Source organism: Pseudomonas caspiana (assembly GCF_040224095.2).
GTDB lineage: Bacteria > Pseudomonadota > Gammaproteobacteria > Pseudomonadales > Pseudomonadaceae > Aquipseudomonas > Aquipseudomonas caspiana.
Genome location: NZ_CP167995.1, coordinates 650344 through 669122 on the forward strand (window position 1 = coordinate 650344; position 18779 = coordinate 669122).

Consider the following 18779-nt stretch of genomic DNA (forward strand, 5'->3'; position numbering starts at 1 on the left):
GCGAGTCAGCATTTCAATACAAGGATTTTTCCCATGCCCACCGACTGGCACAGCAACTCTATCACCCGCGCCACCCCTGTAGACGAGACCTACAAGAACACGCAAAACGTTCGACGCTTCATGCTTGAACAGTGCGGGGCAGACTTCAAATTCGACCGTGATTTCATGGCCTGGATACGCAACGAAACCCCCAAGACCATGGGCGATGTCGCTGATGAGTGGCAACGTCGACAGGCTTGATCAGTCAGCCCGAAAGCTCCAGACGATTTCCACCACCCGTACCGCCACGATCAAATACAGCAGGCAAAAGAACACCTGCAACAGGACGTGATAGCGCAGCTTGGCCAGCCGGTGCAGGCCGTCGCTGATGTTCATCAGCATGAGCACGGCGGAGACCACAATGAGCCCCAGCCCCGTCATCTGCGAACCCCACAACCCCATGAAAATCTGGTGATTGCCGTTCAGGGCGTTGCTGCCAGCGGCAAACAGCAGCGCACAGACCAGCAGGTTTTTGACGTTGTCGAACACCTTGGTATTCAGATCGTGGTCCAGCAGATCCAGATACCGCTTCCATAACTTGCTCATGTTTCGTCACCTTTGCTGACACAGCAGACGGGGAACGCTTGAGCAAGGATAGGTCGCCCTGAACCAGAGAGACAGGCAACTGACATATCGCCATCGAACTGGAATACATTGATCCTGTAGGAGTGAGCTTGCTCGCGATTGCGTAACGTCAGGCAACAATTTATCGAAACAAAAATTGAATCGCGAGCAAGCTCACTCCTACAGGGTTCATGTTTGCTGCGCGACAGCGCGGAGTCTGGACGACGGGGAATCTCCTACAGAATCAATATCTGCTGCGCGAATCCCGGATCAAGCCAGCGGCGCGATACCCAGCGCTTGCGAACATTCCAGCAGCGAGCGGCGTTGGGTGTCGGCGTAGAGCTTGAGTTCGTTGATGGTGCTGCGGCCCAATGCGCGCTCGAAATCCTGTTGATTGGAGTTGGTGCCGTAATGGGACTGCGCGTCATCGCCCAGGTTGGACTGAAAAATCCCCGCCGCACTCACGGGCAAAAAGTCTTCATAGACCAGCGGTTCGAAGTGCACATAGCCCGCCTTGATCAACTGCTCAAGGTCCGCGCTCTGCTGAATGCCCGCGCCTGCCGCAATACCTTGCTCAGTGGCAAAGTAACGGAAGTAAGCCAGATCCTGATTGCGCATCTGCTCGTAGCTGTCCGGGAATGCTTTGAAGGTTTGCCCGAGCAATTCGGCGTAACGCACGGCATTGCCCTCGTTGGGGAATTCACCCAACGCGTCGCGTGCCTCGTTCAGCAACTGGTCGTACAGCTCGCGGCCTTTGGGCGTCAGTGCCGCGCCACGCTGTTCGATTTCACCGAAGCGCGCCGAGTGGCTGCCTGCTTCGTTGGCTGACTGGCCGATGAAAGTGATGGGTTCTTCCAGCGCTTTGAAACTGGTCTGGCGCAACAGAATAGGGCAGTTGCGGCGCGGCGGCCCCTCGACCACAGCTTTGGGCGTGATGCCTTTTTTCGGCATGCCTTCCTGCACGGTGTCGATGTCCAGCGTGCGCGGGGTCAGGTGATTGATGTGCGGGCCATGAAACGCCACCACGTCAGCGATCAGGCGATGCTGAGCGTTGAGTTGTTTGTATTGGTCCAGGCTCACCGTGGCGGTGCTGTGCCAGCGAAAGGTTTCCAGCGCTTGCGCGACGAAGTCCTGCGCGTCGGCTTCGGTCAGGCCGCCGTCCAGTTCGGATTTTTCAATCAGCTCAAGGGCACGCGGGGTGAAGATCTGGCGCTGGCTCAGCACCTGGCTGGCGAAGTCGCGCAGCTCGGGATTGTCGATGAGCTCCAGACGCAGCAATGATGTGAACACCCGAAACGGGCTGACTTGCAGGGCGTGTTCATGCACGGCGCGAAAAGCCGTGGAATGCACCGGTACACCCGCAGGCGTCAGGTCGTAATAACCCACCGGCTCCATGCCCATGACGGCAAATAACCGACTCAAGGTTGCCAGCTCAGCGGCAGTACCGACCCGGATTGCGCCATGGCGCTCCATGTCCAGGCGCTGGATCTCACCGGTCTGTTTCAAGCTTTGCGCGACCTGCGAATTGTTCGCCAGCACGCCGTCGTTGGTTTCCGCGACCAGCTCCATCAGCGTGCCGTACAGCGGCACCTCGGTCTTGTACATGTCCGACATGGCTCGAGAAAAACGCGCGCGGATCTCGTCACGGTTTGCGAAGCTTGAAGCTGTCATTGCGGTGATTCTCCTGTTATTCGCATTAGGCGTCGTTCGCCTTCATCGACGACGTAATCCACGGCTGCCGGAGCTGTAATGCCTTCGATGTGGGAGCTGAGCTTGCTCGCGATTCAGGCTCCTCGGTTTACCTGACGCACCGGGTTGCCTGAATCGCGGGCAAGCCTCGCTCCCACAGCTGCTCATGCAGTCTGTAGAAATTGATGATTACTCCAACTGCGCCAGACACCGCTCAAAAATATCCAGCCCCTCGCGCAACACTTCTGGCTCAATCGTCAGCGGCGCCAGCAGGCGGATGATGTGCCGCGACTTGCCACTCGGCATCAGCAACAGTCCTGCATTGCGAGCGGCCTCCAGCAACTGCGCTAATTGCTGTGTACCGGGCGCGCCGTCAGCGGTGACCAGCTCGATACCGCGCATGGCGCCGACACCTGTCAGCCGGCCCAGATAAGGCGACAGTTTGTTGGCCTGCCACGCTTCGTAACGGCTGACGATCATGCTTTCCTGCATCTCACCCCAAGCCGACAGGTTCGCATCATTCAACTGGTCGAGGCTGGCGATGCCCGCCGCGCAGGCAATCGGGTTGCCGGAATACGTGCCGCCAAGGCCGCCTTTGGGCAGCGTGTCCATCAATGCTCTGCGACCCACCACGGCACCCATCGGGATACCGCCCGCGATACTCTTGCCCAGGAGGATCAGATCCGGCTCGATGCCCAGTCGGCTGAACGCGAAGCGCTGCCCGGTGCGGCCAAAGCCTGACTGGATTTCATCGGCAATCAACACAATGCCTTTGTCATCGCAGAACCTGCGCAGCGCCTGCGCGAAGTCAGGCTCCATGGCCAGAAAACCGCCTTCACCCTGAACCGCTTCAAAGATAAAACAGGCAACGTCGTTCACATCGATTTCGACGCTGAACAGCCGGTCCATGGCCTTGAGCGCTTGCTCGGTGGTCACGCCATTGTCTTTGCTCGGGTACGGAATATGAAACACCGGCCCCGGCAACACCCCGACTTTCTGCTTGTACGGCGCGACTTTGCCATTGAGGTTCAAGGTGGCTAGCGTGCGGCCATGAAATCCGCCATCAAAGGCGATCACCGCTGTTTTACCCGTGGCACCGCGCACGATCTTCAGCGCGTTTTCCGCAGCTTCTGCACCGCTATTAGTGAGCATGCCGCTGAGTGGATAGGACACCGGGACAAACTGCTCTAGCTTGTCCATGAACTTGACGTAAGGTTCGTGAGGCACCGCGTTAAAGCAGTAATGCGTGAGTTTGGCGGCCTGGTCCTGAATCGCTGCCACCACCTGGGGGTTGGTATGCCCCAGATTGAGCACACCAATACCACCGACAAAATCGATATAGCGCTTGTTGTCGGTGTCCCACACTTCGGCGTTTCTGCCGTGGGACAACGTCAGCGGATGAACATGAGAGATGGATTGACTGATGTTTTCGCGACTCATGATCCGTTTTTTCTGTCGAGAGAGATGGCCCCTATATAAGCGAGTAAGGCCAACCGCCCACAAGCGAAATAAACTCGCGGCGTCATTCCAATAATTCGGGACGTGCTGATGATTGACGCCCGCGTCTGTAGGAGTGAGCTTGCTCGCGATGCGTTTTTCCATTCAGAAAACTACTCCCAGGCAGGACGCTATCGCGAGCAAGCTCACTCCTACAGATGATCACCTTACCTGTTGGAGAGAGGCGGGGGCTGGGCCGCATCCGGATGATGGACGATTACGCGCTTTGTCAGCGATCTAAATCAAATCCACACATCATTAACCGCCGTCCGCTCACTCTCCTCGTGCCCGGTATTCAACACCCCGCGCGGCTCGATCAGCAGCAGCTTCACCTCATGTTCTGCGTAGGGTTTGTGTTCGACGCCCTTGCCGACGACATACATTTCACCGGCTGCGACGGTAACGAAACCATCGCGAAAATCGATGCGCAGTTCGCCTTCGAGAATGATGAAAGTCTCGTCAGTATCGATATGGGAGTGCCAGATGAAGTCGCCCTGGATCTTCACCACTTTGAACTGATAGTCGTTCATTTCGGCCACGACTTTCGGTGTCCACTGCTCATTGAACAGCGCGTATTTGGCGGCGAAATTAACCGAGGAGTAGGGCGGGGCAGAACAGGTACTGGTCATGGTCAGTGCTCACGGTTGATCAAGATGGGTCAACCTTAGCGAGCAATAATTAACCGGTATTGCATGATCGTGCAGCTTCGGGGCGCGGTGTCAGATTCGGCCTTGCATCTTCAGCCAGCGTGCGGGCGAGATGCCGAATGCCTGACTGTGTTGGCGCGTCATGTGGCTCTGATCGAAGAAACCGCAAGCAAGTGCCGCATCACTGAGCGGCTGGCCCGCCACCAACAAACGACGCACTTCGGCCAGCCGACGTTGAGTGATGTAACGGTAAGGGCTGGTGCCATACAGCGCACGAAAATCCCGGGACAAACTCCAGCGATCACGCCCGCTGGCCAGCACCAGATCGTCCAGGGTGATGACCTCATTCAGCGTGTCATGGATGTAAATTCGCGCCCGTTCTGCCGCCGCATAATCCAGCGCCCGCCGTCCGCGCTTATTACCCGCGGCGACATCCAGCGCTTGGGCCAGGTCATAAATGGCGTCCTCTTCCTCAAACGGGTCGAGCGCGTTATCCATGCTTTGCAGCAAAGCACTGGTTGCCGCAAACAAACGCGGATCGCTGGACAAACCGCCCACAATGAAAGGCAAAGATTTACCGCCCAGCACCTCTTGAATCAGCGATGGCTCGATGTAGAACATTCGGTAATGAAAGCCTGCATCTGTACCGGCTTGTCCGTCATGCACTTCATCCGGATGCAAGACCATGGTGCCGCCCGCCAGGCTGTGACAGTAGTCGTTGCGGTAATGAAAACTCTGCACCCCTGCCAGCGTGCGCCCGATGGCGTAGGTGTCGTGACGGTGCGGCGTGTAACCGTGCCCGCCGAAGTAAGCCTCGATCCGTTCCATCTTGCGCGACTGCGGCGCACGTACCAGCCAGTCGCGTTTGTTTTGTGTGGTCATGGAGGGTTGCACCCGTTCGTCACGATGGGCACACGATAGCTAAAAAACAGGGGAGAAGGTGCAGGTAAATGCTGGTCGTCGGGAGTTTGCAGGCGTGAGCTTGCTCGCGATAGCGTCAGCTCGGGCGATGATTTGTCGACGAAAAAGTCAAGTCGCGAGCAAGCTCACTCCTATAGAAACAACACGTATCTGGAACGTAAGGTCTGTAGGAACTGACGAAGGCTGCGATCGCGGTATGCCAGAAGGACCGCTATCGACGCCGTCGTGACCTCCGACAACCCTACAGAAATAGCGCCAGCCAAGAGCTTGACCGCGAATAGAGTGCCTTCAGGGCTCTGGTGTTTAGATCAAAACGCCAGACCTGCCTTCAAGCCAAATTCATCGCGCTTTCATCGAGCTTGTATTGCGCGCGGTTGTAATACACACCGGCCGTGAATGGCAGCGAACCCCTGCCGTTTGAAAATGCCGCCGCCCCCACATCATTCGTGGGCGTTTGTTGATTCAGTTCAAGCATTCAGCCTGCTTGCGATCCAGCAACCCATCCACCATGGCCTGTGCCATTTCCACCAGATGCATCACCGACATGGCGTGATCGCGTTGCGAACCGCGCAGGTTGTCGGCGGCTTCGTAGGCGGTACTGGTGGCGCAGCGCAGCAGTTCGGAGGTTTGGACTAGGACGTCTTCCGGGCTGATGTCCGTGCGGACGGAGAAGAAGCGGTTGAGGGTGCAAAATTCGGGTTTGTTGTTATTCACCGTGTTGCTCTCCTTATGCGTATCCGGTAGCTGCGACCTTCACGGTTCATGAAGGGGTGGCAGCTGTATGAGGGTTAGTCGACCGATCACAGAAAATCGGCGCACTCGAAAGTGCCCCGCATACAGCCGCCATTACAAAGGCTAGTAGATGCCTGTAGCGGGATGCTTGAGATTTTCTGTGAATCAGGCGACTAAACCCGGTCACTGATGTGCAGCGACGGGCGGGAGGTTAGAGAAGCGTTTTCCCGCAAACAACCCGGCGGACGGCGTTAGCGGAAATTGAGACCGATCCTACAAGGGCTAGGGTTTATGGATGACGCGTCTAGGTAACGTATGATTGCCGTCTTATCGCCAATCACCCAAGGAGACCGCCATGCCGCCGTTAAGCAAACGCGATCAGGCCCGCATCGAACGTCGTCTGGCGTCTACCCTGACCGAGGCGTGCGAAACCGTAAAAGCAGAAATCGTCGGGTTTGCGTGGCTGACCCATGAAGTGGATTACACGCAATTCCCTGCCAGCCTGCGCGTGGTGTGGATCTTCGATACGCAAGCGCAAAAGGATCAGGCCCTCGCCAGCGGCCAGCGTGAACGCATGGTTGAGCTGACTGCCCACGCATTGGAAGACGCAGATATCGTGGTTGCCGATGTGAGCAAACGGGTGCAATTCGACAGCGAAGAGCAATGTCAGCGCGCCAACGGCGGTAACTGGCAACAACGCCTGGCCCGGGGCTGAGACATGGCCAAGGACATCGAAAATCCCTGCACCTCTGTTTGCCAATTGAGCGGCGACTTATGCGTCAGTTGCGGCCGCAACAAAGAGGACATCCGCAAGTGGCGTCGCATGAACCGACCCGAAAAAATGGCCGCCGTGCAGCGTGCCAGTCAACGCTTGAAAAGCCTGAGCAAGAAGAAAGGCTAAGCGCCCGCAGTCAGGCTGTGTGAAAGCTGCTGCCTCTGCAATACTTCGTAAAATCTACACCCGACTCGTCGCCAGGAAAAATCATGAAAACAAAAAGCCTGATGTTCTTGTGTCTGTTCAGTGTGCTCGGAGCCTTTCAGGCGAACGCCGCTGATAAATCCTGCGCTGAAGCCATCGGCGACAAACGCTCGGCCTTACTCGTGAAGCAATGCATCAGCGTATCGCCCGCCACCCGGCCGCCTTGCAACGCCGCTAATAGCTGCGAAATGATCAACAGCGAAGTCGAGCGCGGCTGCGGCATGTTGAGCGACGACGCCAGCGCGCCGGACTTCTGCACATTCACCCTCACAAAACCTGAAACCTTCCAGGGCGCTTTGATTTCCGGCAGCGGGATCGAGGACCACACCGTCACCGTGCTGCTCAACGACGGCCGCCGATTCACAGCTTATTGCGATGGCAAATGCGGTTCGTGGTTTATCGCGGAAGACGAAGGGGAGGCGACCTTGCTGCCCAATATCGTGGGCAGAAACGTCAAAGTCACCGTGGCGAGCGAACCCAACAAAGACCGCATCGCCGGGCCAGCGGAAGATGAGAAGTTGGTGTTTGTGAAGAAGATTGAGTTGGTGAAGTAATTTTGTCAGCAACTACTCACCCTGTGGAACCGGATTTATCTGGAAAGGCGATATTTCTCGTGACGAAACTATAGCGGATGTAATGATCCTTTCCGGTATGAATCCGATCCGACGGACATCTCCAGTACCGGATGGCCCTGCTTTGTTTCGCGTGCGGGCTTCAAGCTCCAGCAAGGCCTATTGTTCGAAGATGGGGCAGAAACGATTGCGCTAGAGGGCTCGAAGGCTTTCAACTTCGAAATAGTGTTTTCGCATATCTCACTCTTCTAAGCTGTTTCCCGCTCCTATTATTCCGGATTGATGGCACTTGGCCGCTCATGTATGCTCCGCCACCTTATCAAGTGAGGGATTACATATGTGGAAGCTATATTGGGTGGCGTTATCGTTGCTTTTATTGTCTGGGTGTGGTGAGCCTAAGCTGGACGGTAGTTCAGAAGCGACGATGAAGACGTCAATTCAAAAAATTGTGGATAGCTTACCCCCCGAAAAACAAGAGCAGTTTTCTTCAGACGTTAAGCTACTTCTCTTTAGCAATCTCGACTTGGCCGCTGTAATGCGAGGCGACCAGACAAAAGATGGCGCAGCGGCAGCAATGTACGCAGGGCTGAATGGAAAAACTGCTGATCAGGTGTCAGCAGAAGCCTCGGCCTTGAGGGTGGCAGCTGAAAGGAAAGAGCGCGACAACGCGCTTTTGGAAATTGATGAGCTAGATAAAAAACGTCTTTTTTCTGAGCATGCCAGGGCTGAGTTGTCGAAATTCAGCGTGTCCAACGTACGTTTTTATAAAGAAAAAACGAAATATTTAACACAGCCGAAAATTGAACTGTCGGTTGCCAATGGCACAGGCGTTTCCATCTCAAGGGCCTACTTCAAAGGGACGCTTGCCTCTCCTGAGAGATCCGTGCCTTGGCTGGTGTCGACTTTTAATTACGAGGTCAGTGGTGGCTTAGAGGCTGGAGAGAGTCAGTCTTGGGTTCTGGCTCCCAACAGGTATGGTGATTGGGGTAAAGTCGAGCCAGCAGAGAACGCTGTATTAACTGTTGAAGTTGTTCGACTGGATGGTCCTGATAACAAAGTGATTCTAGACTCCAGACTGTTCACTGAGAGTGACCGTCAACGTCTGGAACAGCTGAAGAGAAAATATAAAGGTTGAAAGTAAAAAACCCGCCAAGGCGGGTTTTTTAATGTTCAGAAAAAAGCTTCGACGGTAGTTTGAGAGGTTTTAAAAGCCTGCAAGTTTGGCTAGCCCTCGGCAGGCAAGTTTTCCAGCCGTGCCTGCACCGCATCATCAAAGATCATGTACAACGCTTCAACATCACTCGGCCTCAGCCGCTTGGCCGTTTCCAGCCCAAGGATAAAAGCAATCTGCAGCTCGCCCTCGCTTTCAATATCCTCACGAGTACTGGCGGCCTCCAGAGAGCGAAGCAGCTTGTCAATTGGCCCACGGATAGGCTTTGGCAGCCTTAACAGGTCCAGCCTTTCTTGTGGCATTACGCTCTCCGAACCATCGACCGGGTCGAGGGTGGTTAGTAAGCCGACCATAGTGGGCCAAAACAGGCGGGAAGGGGATAGAAAAAGCGACGTAATGTTTGGGACGCATGAAGAGCAAGATCTGTAGGAGTGAGCTTGCTCGCGATAGCGTTCGATCAGTTGGCCTTCAAGCCTTCGGCTTCACCCGCTCTATCAAATCATTCAACACATACGTATCCAGAAAAGCCTTCGCCTCTGTGATCTGCCCATCTTTGAACGTCAGGTGCCACAGGTAACTATTGCGGTACGGCTGCTGATCCAGTGCCGTCGCTTCACCGTTCCACAGCACAACCACCACATCGCCTTCAGCAACAATACTCAGCACGGTCGGTTTGATAGGCGTGGCCAACCGGGCGCTGATGGGTTTGACGGCCCGTTCCAGCAAGTCCTGTTTGCCTTTATAAATGCCAGAGACCGGGCTGGAGCCCGCGACCGTCCATTCAGCGTCTGGCGCCAAGAGGTCGAAGGTCGTGCCCTTACCCTGCTGCCAGTTAACAAACGATTGGCGCACCAACTCGGCGTTTGAATGCGCAGCGGCTTTGTCCGTCGCCCATGCTGCGCTCGCCAAAAGCACAGTAAGCAGCGCAGCAATCTGAACTCGAAAAACCGTTTTCACCCATGCAATCATGATCATTCACCCCGTTGCGGTTATCAGCATTCTTGTTGAGAAGAACCTAACCCGCGGGTGAGCGGGCGACGTAGCCCGATACTGTCCAGACATTGCCTGATGCTGCCGGGACTCATGAAACCGGATCAGGCTGAGCGTTTGCCCGTGTGTTTCGACTGCGGTGTACGCAACCCAAGATGATCACGCAAGGTCGTGCCTTCGTACTCACGGCGAAACAGCCCGCGGCGTTGCAACTCGGGCACCACTTTGTTGAGGAAGTCTTCAGCACCGCCCGGCATATATGGCGGCATCACCACGAAGCCGTCGGCAGCGTCTTCGAGCAGCCATTGCTCCATTTGATCGGCCACGGTTTTCGGCGAACCCACCATCTTGGCGAAGCCCAGACTGGAGGCGTACCAGCGGCCGAGTTGTTCCAGGCTCCAACCCGCTTCGATGGCGTTGCCAATCACCGTATCAAAACGGCCCTTGCTGCCACGAATGTGCTCGCGAATGTCCGGCACGGGCGCCTTTGGATCATGCTGCGCCAGATCGTAATTCATGCTTGCAGACATAAAGGCCAGCCCGGCGATGGGCAGAATCAACTCATCCAGCTCGGCCGCCAGGTCCCTGGCTTGCTCATCGCTGTCAGCAATCACCGGGTACAAGCCCGGAAGAATCTTGACGTCGCCCGGCTGTCTGCCCAGTTCGACCACTTGCTGTTTAAACGTCGCGTAAAAGGCTTTGGCTTTTTCCTGCGTCGACTGGACCGGGAAGATCACCTCGGCATTGCGCGCCGCCAACGATTGAAACGCTGACGAGACCCCGGCCTGAATCAACACCGGATGGCCTTGCGGCGGACGCGGCAGGTTCAACGGGCCGCGCACCTTGAACCAGTCGCCCTGATGATCCGCGTAATGCAGGCGGGTGGCGTCGGCATATTGCCCGCTGGCCTTGTCGGCCAGTATCGCGTCGTCTTCCCAGGTGTCCCAAAGGCCGCGCACCACATCCAGAAACTCACTCGCCTTGGTGTAGCGCTCGGCATGGCCCAGATGCTGGTCCAGACCAAAATTACGCGCCTCGCCGTCGTTAACCGACGTCACCGCATTCCACGCCGCCCGACCGCCGCTGAAGTGGTCGAGCGTGGCGAACTGTCGGGCGACGTGGAACGGTTGGTGATAGGTCGTCGAAACCGTGGCACCGAGACCGATGCGCTGAGTCAGCACACTGAGCGCCGATAACAGCGCCAGTGGCTCCGGCGAGCCGTTAGCCCGCCACGTGACCGCAGCCTCGAAAGACCCGCCATGAATGTCATCCAGCGCCAGCTTGTCGGCCACAAACAACAGGTCCAATTTGGCGCCTTCGGCCTGTTCAGCCAGACGCTGGTAGTAGCGGATGTCCAGCGCATTGCCTGTTGCCGCCTGAGGCAGACGCCACCCGGCCAGGTGTGATCCGGCATGACTGACGAACAACGCCAGATGCATTTGACGACTCATAGTGACCTCAAGGGCTAGGGATTACCGACAGTTGAGCGACTTGACCCCAGCTGTTGGCTGCCTGCGGGATGTCCTCCACAGAAATGGGGGGCGGTTTGTGGGTGACGGTAGCGAGATGGGGAAGGGGAGTGAAAGGCTTTTTTGGAATAAGCTAATTATGAATTATTGTTATCTTTTATGGTTGATAAAATCACTGTATTTTATTAAGTCGCACTGCAGGACGTATCACCGTAGCTTGAACCGAAACAATTCTGTAGAAGCGCGAGCATCGCGAGTCCGCGATGGCGGTGCATCAGGGAGCACGATATCGAACTCACAAGGAGCCTGTTGATGGTGCGGCGCGAAGATCTCTCTCGACGCTTGATCGACCAAAAATCCAGGCCGCCGACTCGGCCGCTGGCAAGATCGCAGCAGGATGGATAACATCGGTAGCCGCTGTAACGGTTTATTGCTCCTCTCTTATTCTTGCGATGCGACTTCTGCCATGTGGCGTCTGTTGCACCTCAAAAGCCATATTCTTCTTCGCTCTCAAGCATTGGTTTGCTTGGAACGTGAGCCAGTGAAAAGAAGTCGTTCATGTCGCGAAAAGAATTATTGCAGCTGATATTTGCTCAGGTATTTCTACTGACGGCCATGAGTGCGCTGCGGCTGGCGGCTCCCCTGTTTACCCTTTCGCTGGGTTACAGCGCAGGTGCGGTGGGTGCTCTCGTCGCGCTGTTTGCGCTGAGCCAAGTGTTCATGGCCATTCCGGTCGGCAAATACTCAGACCGGCAAGGCTTCAAGCGGCCAATGACCTACGCGATATTTGCAGCGGTGCTAGCGTTGGCAGCTTTAACACTGTTCCCGAGTATTGCATTGCTGTGTGTGGCTGCCATGGTGGTCGGTGCAGCCTCCGGCGTGACGCAGATCGTGCTGCAACGCCACATAGGCCGTGCAGCGAACTCGATCATTCAACGGCGACAATTCTTCAGCTGGTTAGCCATATCACCCTCGATTTCAAGCTTCATCGGCCCGTACTCGGCGGGCTTGATCATTGATCATGCCACCCAGGCGTCTGGCGATCTGTTGTCCTTTCGCATCTGTTTTGCCGTGCTGGGCTGCCTGCCTCTGGTGACGTGGGTGCTGCTCTTTTTTGTACGTGAGCTCCCCGTTGAGCCCCGCGACTCCAGCGCCATCCCTACACGAGCATGGGCGCTGCTGCGCTCGACCAACTTTCGCTACATCCTGTTCGTTAACTGGCTGCTGTCGTGTATCTGGGACATTCACTCGTTTCTCGTCCCTGTGCTTGGCTTTGAGCGGGGGATTGACGCTTCAACCATCGGCGTCGTCCTCGGCGCGTTCGCCCTCGCGACCGGGCTTATACGTTTGGTGCTGCCCCTGATCGCGAGCCGCTTTAGCGAAAAGCAAATCATCACCACGTCGTTCGTCATCACCGTCAGCGTTTTTATCGCCTACCCATTTGCCGAGCTACCGTCTCAAATGATCGCCTGCTCCGTCGTGCTCGGCGCAGCACTGGGCGGCGTTCAACCGATGATCATCAGCCTGCTGATGCAAGTGACACCCCCAGCCCGACATGGAGAAGCCTTGGGTATCCGAATGACCGCCATCAATGCCTCGGGCTTCCTGATACCGATGGTCGCGGGATCATTCGGCGCGCTCATCGGTGTAAGCGCCGTGTTCTGGTTCATCGCCCTGATCGTCGCCGCGGGTGCACCGGTTGTCAGGCGGATTCAGTTGCATGAAGAGGGGGCAAGCAACGAGGGTGGACCGTCATAGCACCGGGCACGAAATCGGATTGTTCCTGCCGTTGGAGGAACGCTCGTATCGGGTGGGCACAGAGGAGAGCGGCAATCGGCAGTTTGTGATCCGGATGGGTATTTGCTGCGGTTTTATGAGCGGCCTGGGAGTCAGGTGCGTGAGGCGCAGGTAATCCCAAAGGGCAACCAATAACCTGTTCTCGTGACCTAGCGCCCGCTGATCTCCAGGTGACCATCACAGCTCATTAACGCCTGAAGCCTCTTTGGCCCGATGTCGAACGGGACGATCCACCAGTTCGTTCTGGAGTCGTACGACGCCCCTGGCTGTAGCTCATACGGTGTTGTCTTCACCATCTCAGGATGCCGCATAAAGTAAGCATCAAGTGATTGCAGCCAGAACTGCTCACCGTTATCGGGGCAAGACATTTCAGGTCGCTCATCGCATCCGGCAAGCACGACCGACAGCAAGACGGCCAAAGTTTTAAAGCGGGATTTCATTCGCCATTCCTTGTGAAGTCGGGCTAAGCCTAACAGAGGTTCCTCAAGGGTTGGCCACCCACGGCAGTTAGCCTGCGTAAGGAGGGCGGTGTTTCCCGCCTGACGTATAGGGAACACTGTTCGGCGACACCGCAGTTCATCGATAGTTACTGCACGTGCAGCAAACGGGAATCTGTAGGAGCGCGCTTGCCCGCGATTGGGTCTGTCGGTCAATAAGGACTGCTCGCATACCGCATTTTTCTGTGAGGTTGTGAGCAGTTGATTGATAAGCCATGCCGAATGATGGCACTGTCTGGTTTCACTAACGAAAGGATTCCCATCGTGTATCGCAAAGCGTCCCTGATCTTGTGCCTTAGCTGCTTGCCTTTTCTCTCTCAAGCGGCCGATTACGACATTAAAAAATACTGTGCAAAGGTGGCGGAGTCAGTCGGCGGCAGTGCCCAGATTGAACTCGGCTGTCGTGATCTGGAAGCAGATGCCAAGGCGGAGATCCCGGCGAAGAACGCTTCGCCAAAGATACTCAAGTACTGTGACCAGGTAGCGAAATCGGTGGGCGGCAGCTACCAGATATTGGGCGGATGCATTGATCAAGAGCTGGAGGCTCAAGCGCAACTGGATAAGTGACTCTGCTCGGCTAATAAAACCCGTTCATGCGGGTTTTTTGGTTTCCAAGGACCGTCAATGCCTTTAAGCCCGCAGGCTTCTGGGGTTAACGGAATGCCCGGCGGGATCCGCCAACTACAACGCCCGACTTCGCATCGACGCGTTGTGCGATGCCAGCGGCATGAGCTGCGCCAGCCTGCATCGCCGCTTCCTGTCCATGACCGGCCTCAGTCCCTGCGATACCAGAAACAACTCAGATTGCAGGAAGCCCGCCAGCTTCTGCTGGCCGGTGAGCATCGCGCGTCTGACGTGGCATTGGTGTCGGCTATGAAAGCGCATCGCAGTTTAGTCGGGAGTATTCACGGCAATTCGACGCGTCGCCTGCGCGAGATGTGCGGGAGATACGACAGGCGATCGGCACTCCGACGAGGGCGTAAAAGGGAGGTTGGCTATCAACAGCATGACCTGCTTTGAAAACAGATTAGCGATTGGTTTTTCTCGGCAGCGTATTGAGTTGGCGCGGAGCGAGCGCAATTAAAGTGTCGGCTTGGGCACTGGGGTGTCAGGAATCGACTTGGCATCTTTAGGCCTTACCGGACAGCCGTCGGACAAGCCCCATCGAGTGATGACGCCACCCTCTACAAGAAACCTTTGGACGCACCAGACATACCTTGGGTTATATCCACCGGCGCCTGCAAGCCAGAGGTATTCATAAGACAGCATGCTGGAACCATCGGCCATCTTATAGCTGTTTTTTGGCGTCCCCCACGACATGACCAAATCATCTGCCGAGGATCCTACCCATGAGGCCTGTACGTCTTCGGTCGTCTGAAAACGCTGGTTGTATAACAGATTCCCCAGCGGAGAGTTTGTACACCCGGAGAGCATGACCCCCAACAACACGACACCTAATAGCTTCATGCCCTGACTCCATTAACCATATTTATTAAAACGGCAGGCTTGTCGTTAGCGCCTCGTTATTCTGATTTTTCAAGTTTTAACCTGAATGAAAAATCCCTGTTTGTTTTGCGATTTTTAGAATGTGTCATCGCATTCAGGTTGTTGGATCAGTCATTTGGTAAAGGCGTTATACGCCCCGTCCACAGCCCAAAAAAATAGTACACGTGTACTATTTTGCGGCGTGCAAAAACACTCTAGGTTGAAGAGGAATACTGTTTGCCATCCGCCTTGGTGATTTGATGTCTGGGCGAAGCTGCTGGATATTTCGGCGACCTCAAAACGCTGAAATAGCTGAGAGCTGCCCATAGCGTCCGCAGACCTGGACAGCCCTCTCTAGCGGAAACTGTTTAGCCGGAATTTACGCAGCGCTCTGGCAGGGCGCGCTGAGCTTCGAAGCCTCGTCAATCTTGCCTCGCGCCATCTCAATCAGATGCATTACTGAAAACGCATGATCACGCTGACTGCCGTTCAGGCTCACAACCGCTGAATGCCGCCTCGCCTGATCCCCAAAGACGTTTCTCAATCACCCGATGCACATCGCACGCTTCCAGCATCAACAGGTGAGCGGTGCTGGCGATGGTCACCAGATCGTTCTCGTCCGCGTCGGTGGGCTTCATGTTGATCAGCGTATCGAGAAAGCGCGTAACAAGGTTTACCCGCAGCTCCGCGCAGGCTTGCAGGTCTTTCAATGGCGCTTCCGAGTCCAGCAGGAAAACGGATTTGTTCTGGCCTGGTTGGGTGAGAGGGATGTAGCGGGGGAGTGGGGGGCTGTGGCTCATTGTGAAGCTCCTATGTTGTGTTCGGCCGCCGCAACCGTCGTCAAACGATCAGGGCGGTAGCTGTGCGTGGATTGACGAACCGGAACATAGGAACAACCCGGCAGGCCGTGAGGCCTTCCACGCACAGCCACCATAACAGTGGCAGCTGCTTCACCTATGTTGAACGGATCGTCAAATCCAGTCGTTGATTTGGCAACGACGGCGCGCAGATTAGAGTTCCAGCAAAAGGCGAAGGCGGTATTTATATATATTTATTCGTGAGGTTGAAGCGTGGATGTATTACTGGGAGTTAATCTACCTCCGCCCATAGTCTGGCAAAGCCGTACGCCGTTCATTACTACCTTCCAAGGCCTTTAATCGGAGCTGTGAAAGTTCCGATTTCTCCTACCAGATTTTCGGATTATCCGTTCATGCTGAATCGTCCGTTCCCTCTTATGTGCGGGTCCTGATTCTTCTATTTTCGCGACCCCATGATTACCGTAGATGGGGTGATGCGAGTGAAGAATATCTGGCTGAGCAGAAGCGCTGTAGCTGAATACGTCACGTCCAACGCCAGCGGTTTGGCAACGCGCTTTTTGCTAATTCCACCACGCTCCCCCGTGGGCAATCCTGTTATTGCGATGCATGCATGCTTTTTTCAGGGCTAAACAACCTCATGTTCAGAGATATCGTAAATGGCAGTTAAGCTGGAATTTCTCACTCAAGACTTAGAAGAAATGGCGCTGGCTACGCGCTACTGGGCTATGGATGAAGATGGCGTTTATTTGGAGAAAGTAAGCGAGCTTGTGCCATTTCGTGAAATTACGCAGTCCGGGCTGATTGCCAAGTATGTCCGCACGTTGTGCCAGGCGTTCGATGAAAATCAGGCCTGCAGAAAATGCGATGGCCCGGTTCTTGTTACCAGTCGGACCGACCCCAAAAAGCAGTTTCAGCTTTCAACGACGCCCTGCGCGGTGTGTTCAGAGGAGCAACGGAAAGAGGAGCTTGAGCGTCGGCGGTTAGCGGAAATTGAGCTGCAGACGCAGTTGAATAGCCGGATCGACTACATACGCAACTTGACGATTTCCTATGCGGATTTGACTGATGATCAACGCCTCATTCTCTTCGCCATTGACGCTTTAGTCGCTCCTCGTCTCGCCCGCGGGACGTTTAATGAAGGGGACTGCGAGGCTCTGGCTCCTTGGGAGGGCACGTCATATCTGATGCGTCTTTTCAGGGCGGGTGTCATTTGGGACGATCCGCAAGCGGCAAGGGCCGGGACTTATTATCTCGATGATGGAAAGTTGCAGGCTAAAACGTACTCGGTCCAGTTCTTCCTGCCTCCTGATGAGTTACTAGGGAGAGGCGTCGAGTGTCTGGAGACCGTTACCGAGCGAGCGTTCACTGACCCTGAAGCAATGACCAATCTCTGGCTCGACTACGCGGTGGGTGATGTGATTCGGTATCTGATGGATCAGTGCAGGGTTTATAACCATGATCTCGATTATGAGGATATTGAAAAAATCAAGGCCAGTGTCCGGTTCGGACTGCACACATACAGCGTTTCTCAGCTCTGGTTCGTGATGTGGAAAGTTGTCAAAGATGCTGCGAGTCTCGCTAACCGCGAGTATTACAACCGACAAAAGGCAGCAGCTACGATTCCCAACAAGATTCGTAAGCAAATCGAATGGGCTGATAAGCATGGGGGCATAGACAAATATTGGGCCCGCCCAGAGCATCACATTTCCGGCTCGCTGGGGATGGCGTTTCTGGCGCTGTTTGAAATCGACGAGCTCACAGAAGGGAAGGAGGTACTGGCCAAATTTGCTCAGTTGAACCCACAAGCAAGTGCCAACGAGTCCCAGGTAGTAGCCAACAACTTCATGCAGGGCGCGCTGAGCAGAAATGTTTCACTTTGGGCGATGGAGCAGTTCGCTGTGCTCATCCGTGGAGGCTTTGACACTAATGGCGCGCTGGAAGAACTGGCGCGGCTTGATCCGGAAACATTTGGCGGGGCTATCAGCTAGAAATTTTAGGGTGAGATTTTCATTTTTTGGCTTGCGTGCGATACCGCCTGACTCGGCGGTCGTCGAGAAGTTCGAAGCTTGCGTTCGGATGCTTAGGCATCATTTTTAAAAAGCCCTTACAGGCTCGCGGGTGGGCGATGTGCATGCAACCAAACTTCGCAAAGCAAGAGGTTCAGTCATGTTGGCTATGCCTCCTGCATTTCTGGATCATCTAAAGGCCGATGCAAATGATAGTCTGGCTATTGATGAGGGCAGTCTCGTGGTTAACCCTAAACTCAAACCGAGATACACGCTTGCGCAGTTGCTCGCCGTCCCGGATTTTGCACAATCCCAATCAGATGAGCACCGGGAATGGATTGATGGTCCCGCTGTTGGGAGCGAATTGATATGAGGCGGAATGATATTCACCATGTCTCACTCGATTCAAGGGGAAGGGCGTGAACAGCACTGCAGCCACCGAGCCTTGGTCGTGTCGCCTGCTGAGTTCTACTAGCCTCCAAATCGGAAATCACAAAGCAATACCTTTCCTGTGTAGTGGCACGTTGCTACAGTGCGCGCTTTGTTTACTCTAGGAAGGAGATACCAATGAAAGGTTTGCAATTTTTGGCGTTAGCGGCAGTGGCCGCGTTTATGAGCGGTTGTGTTGTTCAGAGTTCCTACAGCAAAACTATCGCAGTCACCAAGGACGCGCAGGGTAAAGTGATTCAAACCGTTGAAAGCGAAACAGTCGTTCAAGGCGCTCAGGGCTATCCAATGCGTTTGGAACTCATCAAAGGCGTCCAAGCCAACTGAAATTCAAACTTGCAGAGAGCCCGCCGAATGCGGGCTTTTCGCTTGAGAGCGTGTTGACTGCAAACACTGAGCTATTCGGCCGCCTTGAGCGGTTTTTTTTTGTGACTAGCGTTTAGGCCCATTTTCTAGCGC

Annotated in this window: 23 protein-coding genes and 1 pseudogene; 11 read left to right on the plus strand and 13 right to left on the minus strand. The window is 55.2% G+C overall.

Annotated features, from left to right (window positions below; all coding sequences use genetic code 11):
- Positions 1–33 precede the first annotated feature (33 nt).
- Positions 34–240 (plus strand): DUF6434 domain-containing protein, encoded by a 207-nt coding sequence (locus tag ABRP31_RS02950; protein ID WP_349971403.1) that lies wholly within the window; start codon positions 34–36, stop codon positions 238–240.
- Here the strand turns inward: ABRP31_RS02950 and ABRP31_RS02955 are convergent, their stop codons facing one another.
- From ABRP31_RS02955 to ABRP31_RS02985, 7 genes are all read right to left on the minus strand, one after another.
- Positions 241–585, minus strand: a complete 345-nt coding sequence (locus ABRP31_RS02955) for a hypothetical protein (RefSeq protein WP_349971402.1) — start codon at positions 583–585, stop codon at positions 241–243.
- Between the two features lie 288 nt (positions 586–873).
- Positions 874–2274: a VOC family protein gene (locus ABRP31_RS02960; RefSeq protein ID WP_349971401.1), complete on the minus strand. Its 1401-nt coding sequence runs from the start codon at positions 2272–2274 to the stop codon at positions 874–876.
- 207 nt (positions 2275–2481) lie between these two features.
- Entirely contained in the window at positions 2482–3732 is a 1251-nt protein-coding gene (locus ABRP31_RS02965; RefSeq protein WP_349971400.1) for an aspartate aminotransferase family protein, read from the minus strand.
- Between the two features lie 299 nt (positions 3733–4031).
- Positions 4032–4418 carry a cupin domain-containing protein gene (locus ABRP31_RS02970; protein WP_349971399.1) on the minus strand — a complete coding sequence of 129 codons (387 nt, stop codon included), beginning with the start codon at positions 4416–4418 and terminating at the stop codon, positions 4032–4034.
- Positions 4419–4508: 90 nt separating this feature from the next.
- Positions 4509–5318, minus strand: a complete 810-nt coding sequence (locus ABRP31_RS02975; RefSeq protein WP_349971398.1) for an AraC family transcriptional regulator — start codon at positions 5316–5318, stop codon at positions 4509–4511.
- Between the two features lie 367 nt (positions 5319–5685).
- Entirely contained in the window at positions 5686–5832 is a 147-nt protein-coding gene (locus ABRP31_RS02980) for a hypothetical protein (protein WP_349971397.1), read from the minus strand.
- Entirely contained in the window at positions 5820–6071 is a 252-nt protein-coding gene (locus ABRP31_RS02985; RefSeq protein WP_349971396.1) for a DUF6124 family protein, read from the minus strand. Before ABRP31_RS02985 ends, ABRP31_RS02980 begins: the two co-directional genes overlap by 13 nt.
- A 373-nt stretch (positions 6072–6444) precedes the next feature.
- Here ABRP31_RS02985 and ABRP31_RS02990 point away from each other — a divergent pair, with 373 nt between their 5' ends.
- From ABRP31_RS02990 to ABRP31_RS03005, 4 genes are all read left to right on the plus strand, one after another.
- Positions 6445–6804: a hypothetical protein gene (locus ABRP31_RS02990; protein ID WP_349971395.1), complete on the plus strand. Its 360-nt coding sequence runs from the start codon at positions 6445–6447 to the stop codon at positions 6802–6804.
- Positions 6805–6807: 3 nt separating this feature from the next.
- Complete coding sequence (locus ABRP31_RS02995; protein ID WP_349971394.1) at positions 6808–6990, plus strand: DUF1289 domain-containing protein; 183 nt, start codon at positions 6808–6810, stop codon at positions 6988–6990.
- Positions 6991–7073: 83 nt separating this feature from the next.
- Positions 7074–7622 (plus strand): hypothetical protein, encoded by a 549-nt coding sequence (locus ABRP31_RS03000; RefSeq protein ID WP_087266542.1) that lies wholly within the window; start codon positions 7074–7076, stop codon positions 7620–7622.
- A gap of 355 nt (positions 7623–7977) precedes the next feature.
- A complete protein-coding gene (locus tag ABRP31_RS03005; RefSeq protein WP_349971393.1) occupies positions 7978–8775 on the plus strand; it encodes a DUF6694 family lipoprotein in 798 nt (265 codons plus the stop codon).
- Positions 8776–8864: 89 nt separating this feature from the next.
- On the opposite strand, the gene ABRP31_RS03010 is transcribed toward ABRP31_RS03005, so the two are convergent.
- From ABRP31_RS03010 to ABRP31_RS03020, 3 genes are all read right to left on the minus strand, one after another.
- Positions 8865–9113 carry a hypothetical protein gene (locus ABRP31_RS03010; protein ID WP_349971392.1) on the minus strand — a complete coding sequence of 83 codons (249 nt, stop codon included), beginning with the start codon at positions 9111–9113 and terminating at the stop codon, positions 8865–8867.
- Between the two features lie 166 nt (positions 9114–9279).
- Positions 9280–9780: a nuclear transport factor 2 family protein gene (locus ABRP31_RS03015; RefSeq protein ID WP_349971391.1), complete on the minus strand. Its 501-nt coding sequence runs from the start codon at positions 9778–9780 to the stop codon at positions 9280–9282.
- A gap of 125 nt (positions 9781–9905) precedes the next feature.
- Positions 9906–11252 (minus strand): LLM class flavin-dependent oxidoreductase, encoded by a 1347-nt coding sequence (locus tag ABRP31_RS03020; RefSeq protein ID WP_349971390.1) that lies wholly within the window; start codon positions 11250–11252, stop codon positions 9906–9908.
- Between the two features lie 576 nt (positions 11253–11828).
- Between ABRP31_RS03020 and ABRP31_RS03025 the strand changes: the two genes are divergently transcribed.
- Positions 11829–13028, plus strand: a complete 1200-nt coding sequence (locus ABRP31_RS03025) for an MFS transporter (protein ID WP_349971389.1) — start codon at positions 11829–11831, stop codon at positions 13026–13028.
- Between the two features lie 188 nt (positions 13029–13216).
- Here the strand turns inward: ABRP31_RS03025 and ABRP31_RS03030 are convergent, their stop codons facing one another.
- Complete coding sequence (locus ABRP31_RS03030) at positions 13217–13507, minus strand: hypothetical protein (protein WP_349971388.1); 291 nt, start codon at positions 13505–13507, stop codon at positions 13217–13219.
- A 321-nt stretch (positions 13508–13828) separates the two neighbouring features.
- Here ABRP31_RS03030 and ABRP31_RS03035 point away from each other — a divergent pair, with 321 nt between their 5' ends.
- On the plus strand, positions 13829–14131 hold the full coding sequence (locus ABRP31_RS03035) for a hypothetical protein (protein WP_349971387.1): 303 nt from the start codon (positions 13829–13831) through the stop codon (positions 14129–14131).
- A 112-nt stretch (positions 14132–14243) separates the two neighbouring features.
- Positions 14244–14547 (plus strand): annotated as a pseudogene (locus ABRP31_RS03040) (helix-turn-helix transcriptional regulator); the annotation flags it as partial.
- Between the two features lie 97 nt (positions 14548–14644).
- On the opposite strand, the gene ABRP31_RS03045 reads toward ABRP31_RS03040, so the two are convergent.
- Positions 14645–15031 (minus strand): hypothetical protein, encoded by a 387-nt coding sequence (locus ABRP31_RS03045; RefSeq protein WP_349971386.1) that lies wholly within the window; start codon positions 15029–15031, stop codon positions 14645–14647.
- A 491-nt stretch (positions 15032–15522) separates the two neighbouring features.
- Entirely contained in the window at positions 15523–15849 is a 327-nt protein-coding gene (locus ABRP31_RS03050; RefSeq protein WP_349971385.1) for a hypothetical protein, read from the minus strand.
- 674 nt (positions 15850–16523) lie between these two features.
- On the opposite strand from ABRP31_RS03050, the gene ABRP31_RS03055 reads away from it, so the two are divergent.
- From ABRP31_RS03055 to ABRP31_RS03065, 3 genes are all read left to right on the plus strand, one after another.
- The gene (locus tag ABRP31_RS03055) at positions 16524–17855 is read left to right on the plus strand and encodes a hypothetical protein (RefSeq protein ID WP_349971384.1); all 1332 of its coding nucleotides are present in this window, start codon (positions 16524–16526) and stop codon (positions 17853–17855) included.
- A 178-nt stretch (positions 17856–18033) separates the two neighbouring features.
- Entirely contained in the window at positions 18034–18246 is a 213-nt protein-coding gene (locus tag ABRP31_RS03060) for an antitoxin (protein ID WP_349971383.1), read from the plus strand.
- Positions 18247–18440: 194 nt separating this feature from the next.
- Complete coding sequence (locus tag ABRP31_RS03065; RefSeq protein WP_349971382.1) at positions 18441–18647, plus strand: hypothetical protein; 207 nt, start codon at positions 18441–18443, stop codon at positions 18645–18647.
- Positions 18648–18779: the final 132 nt, after the last annotated feature.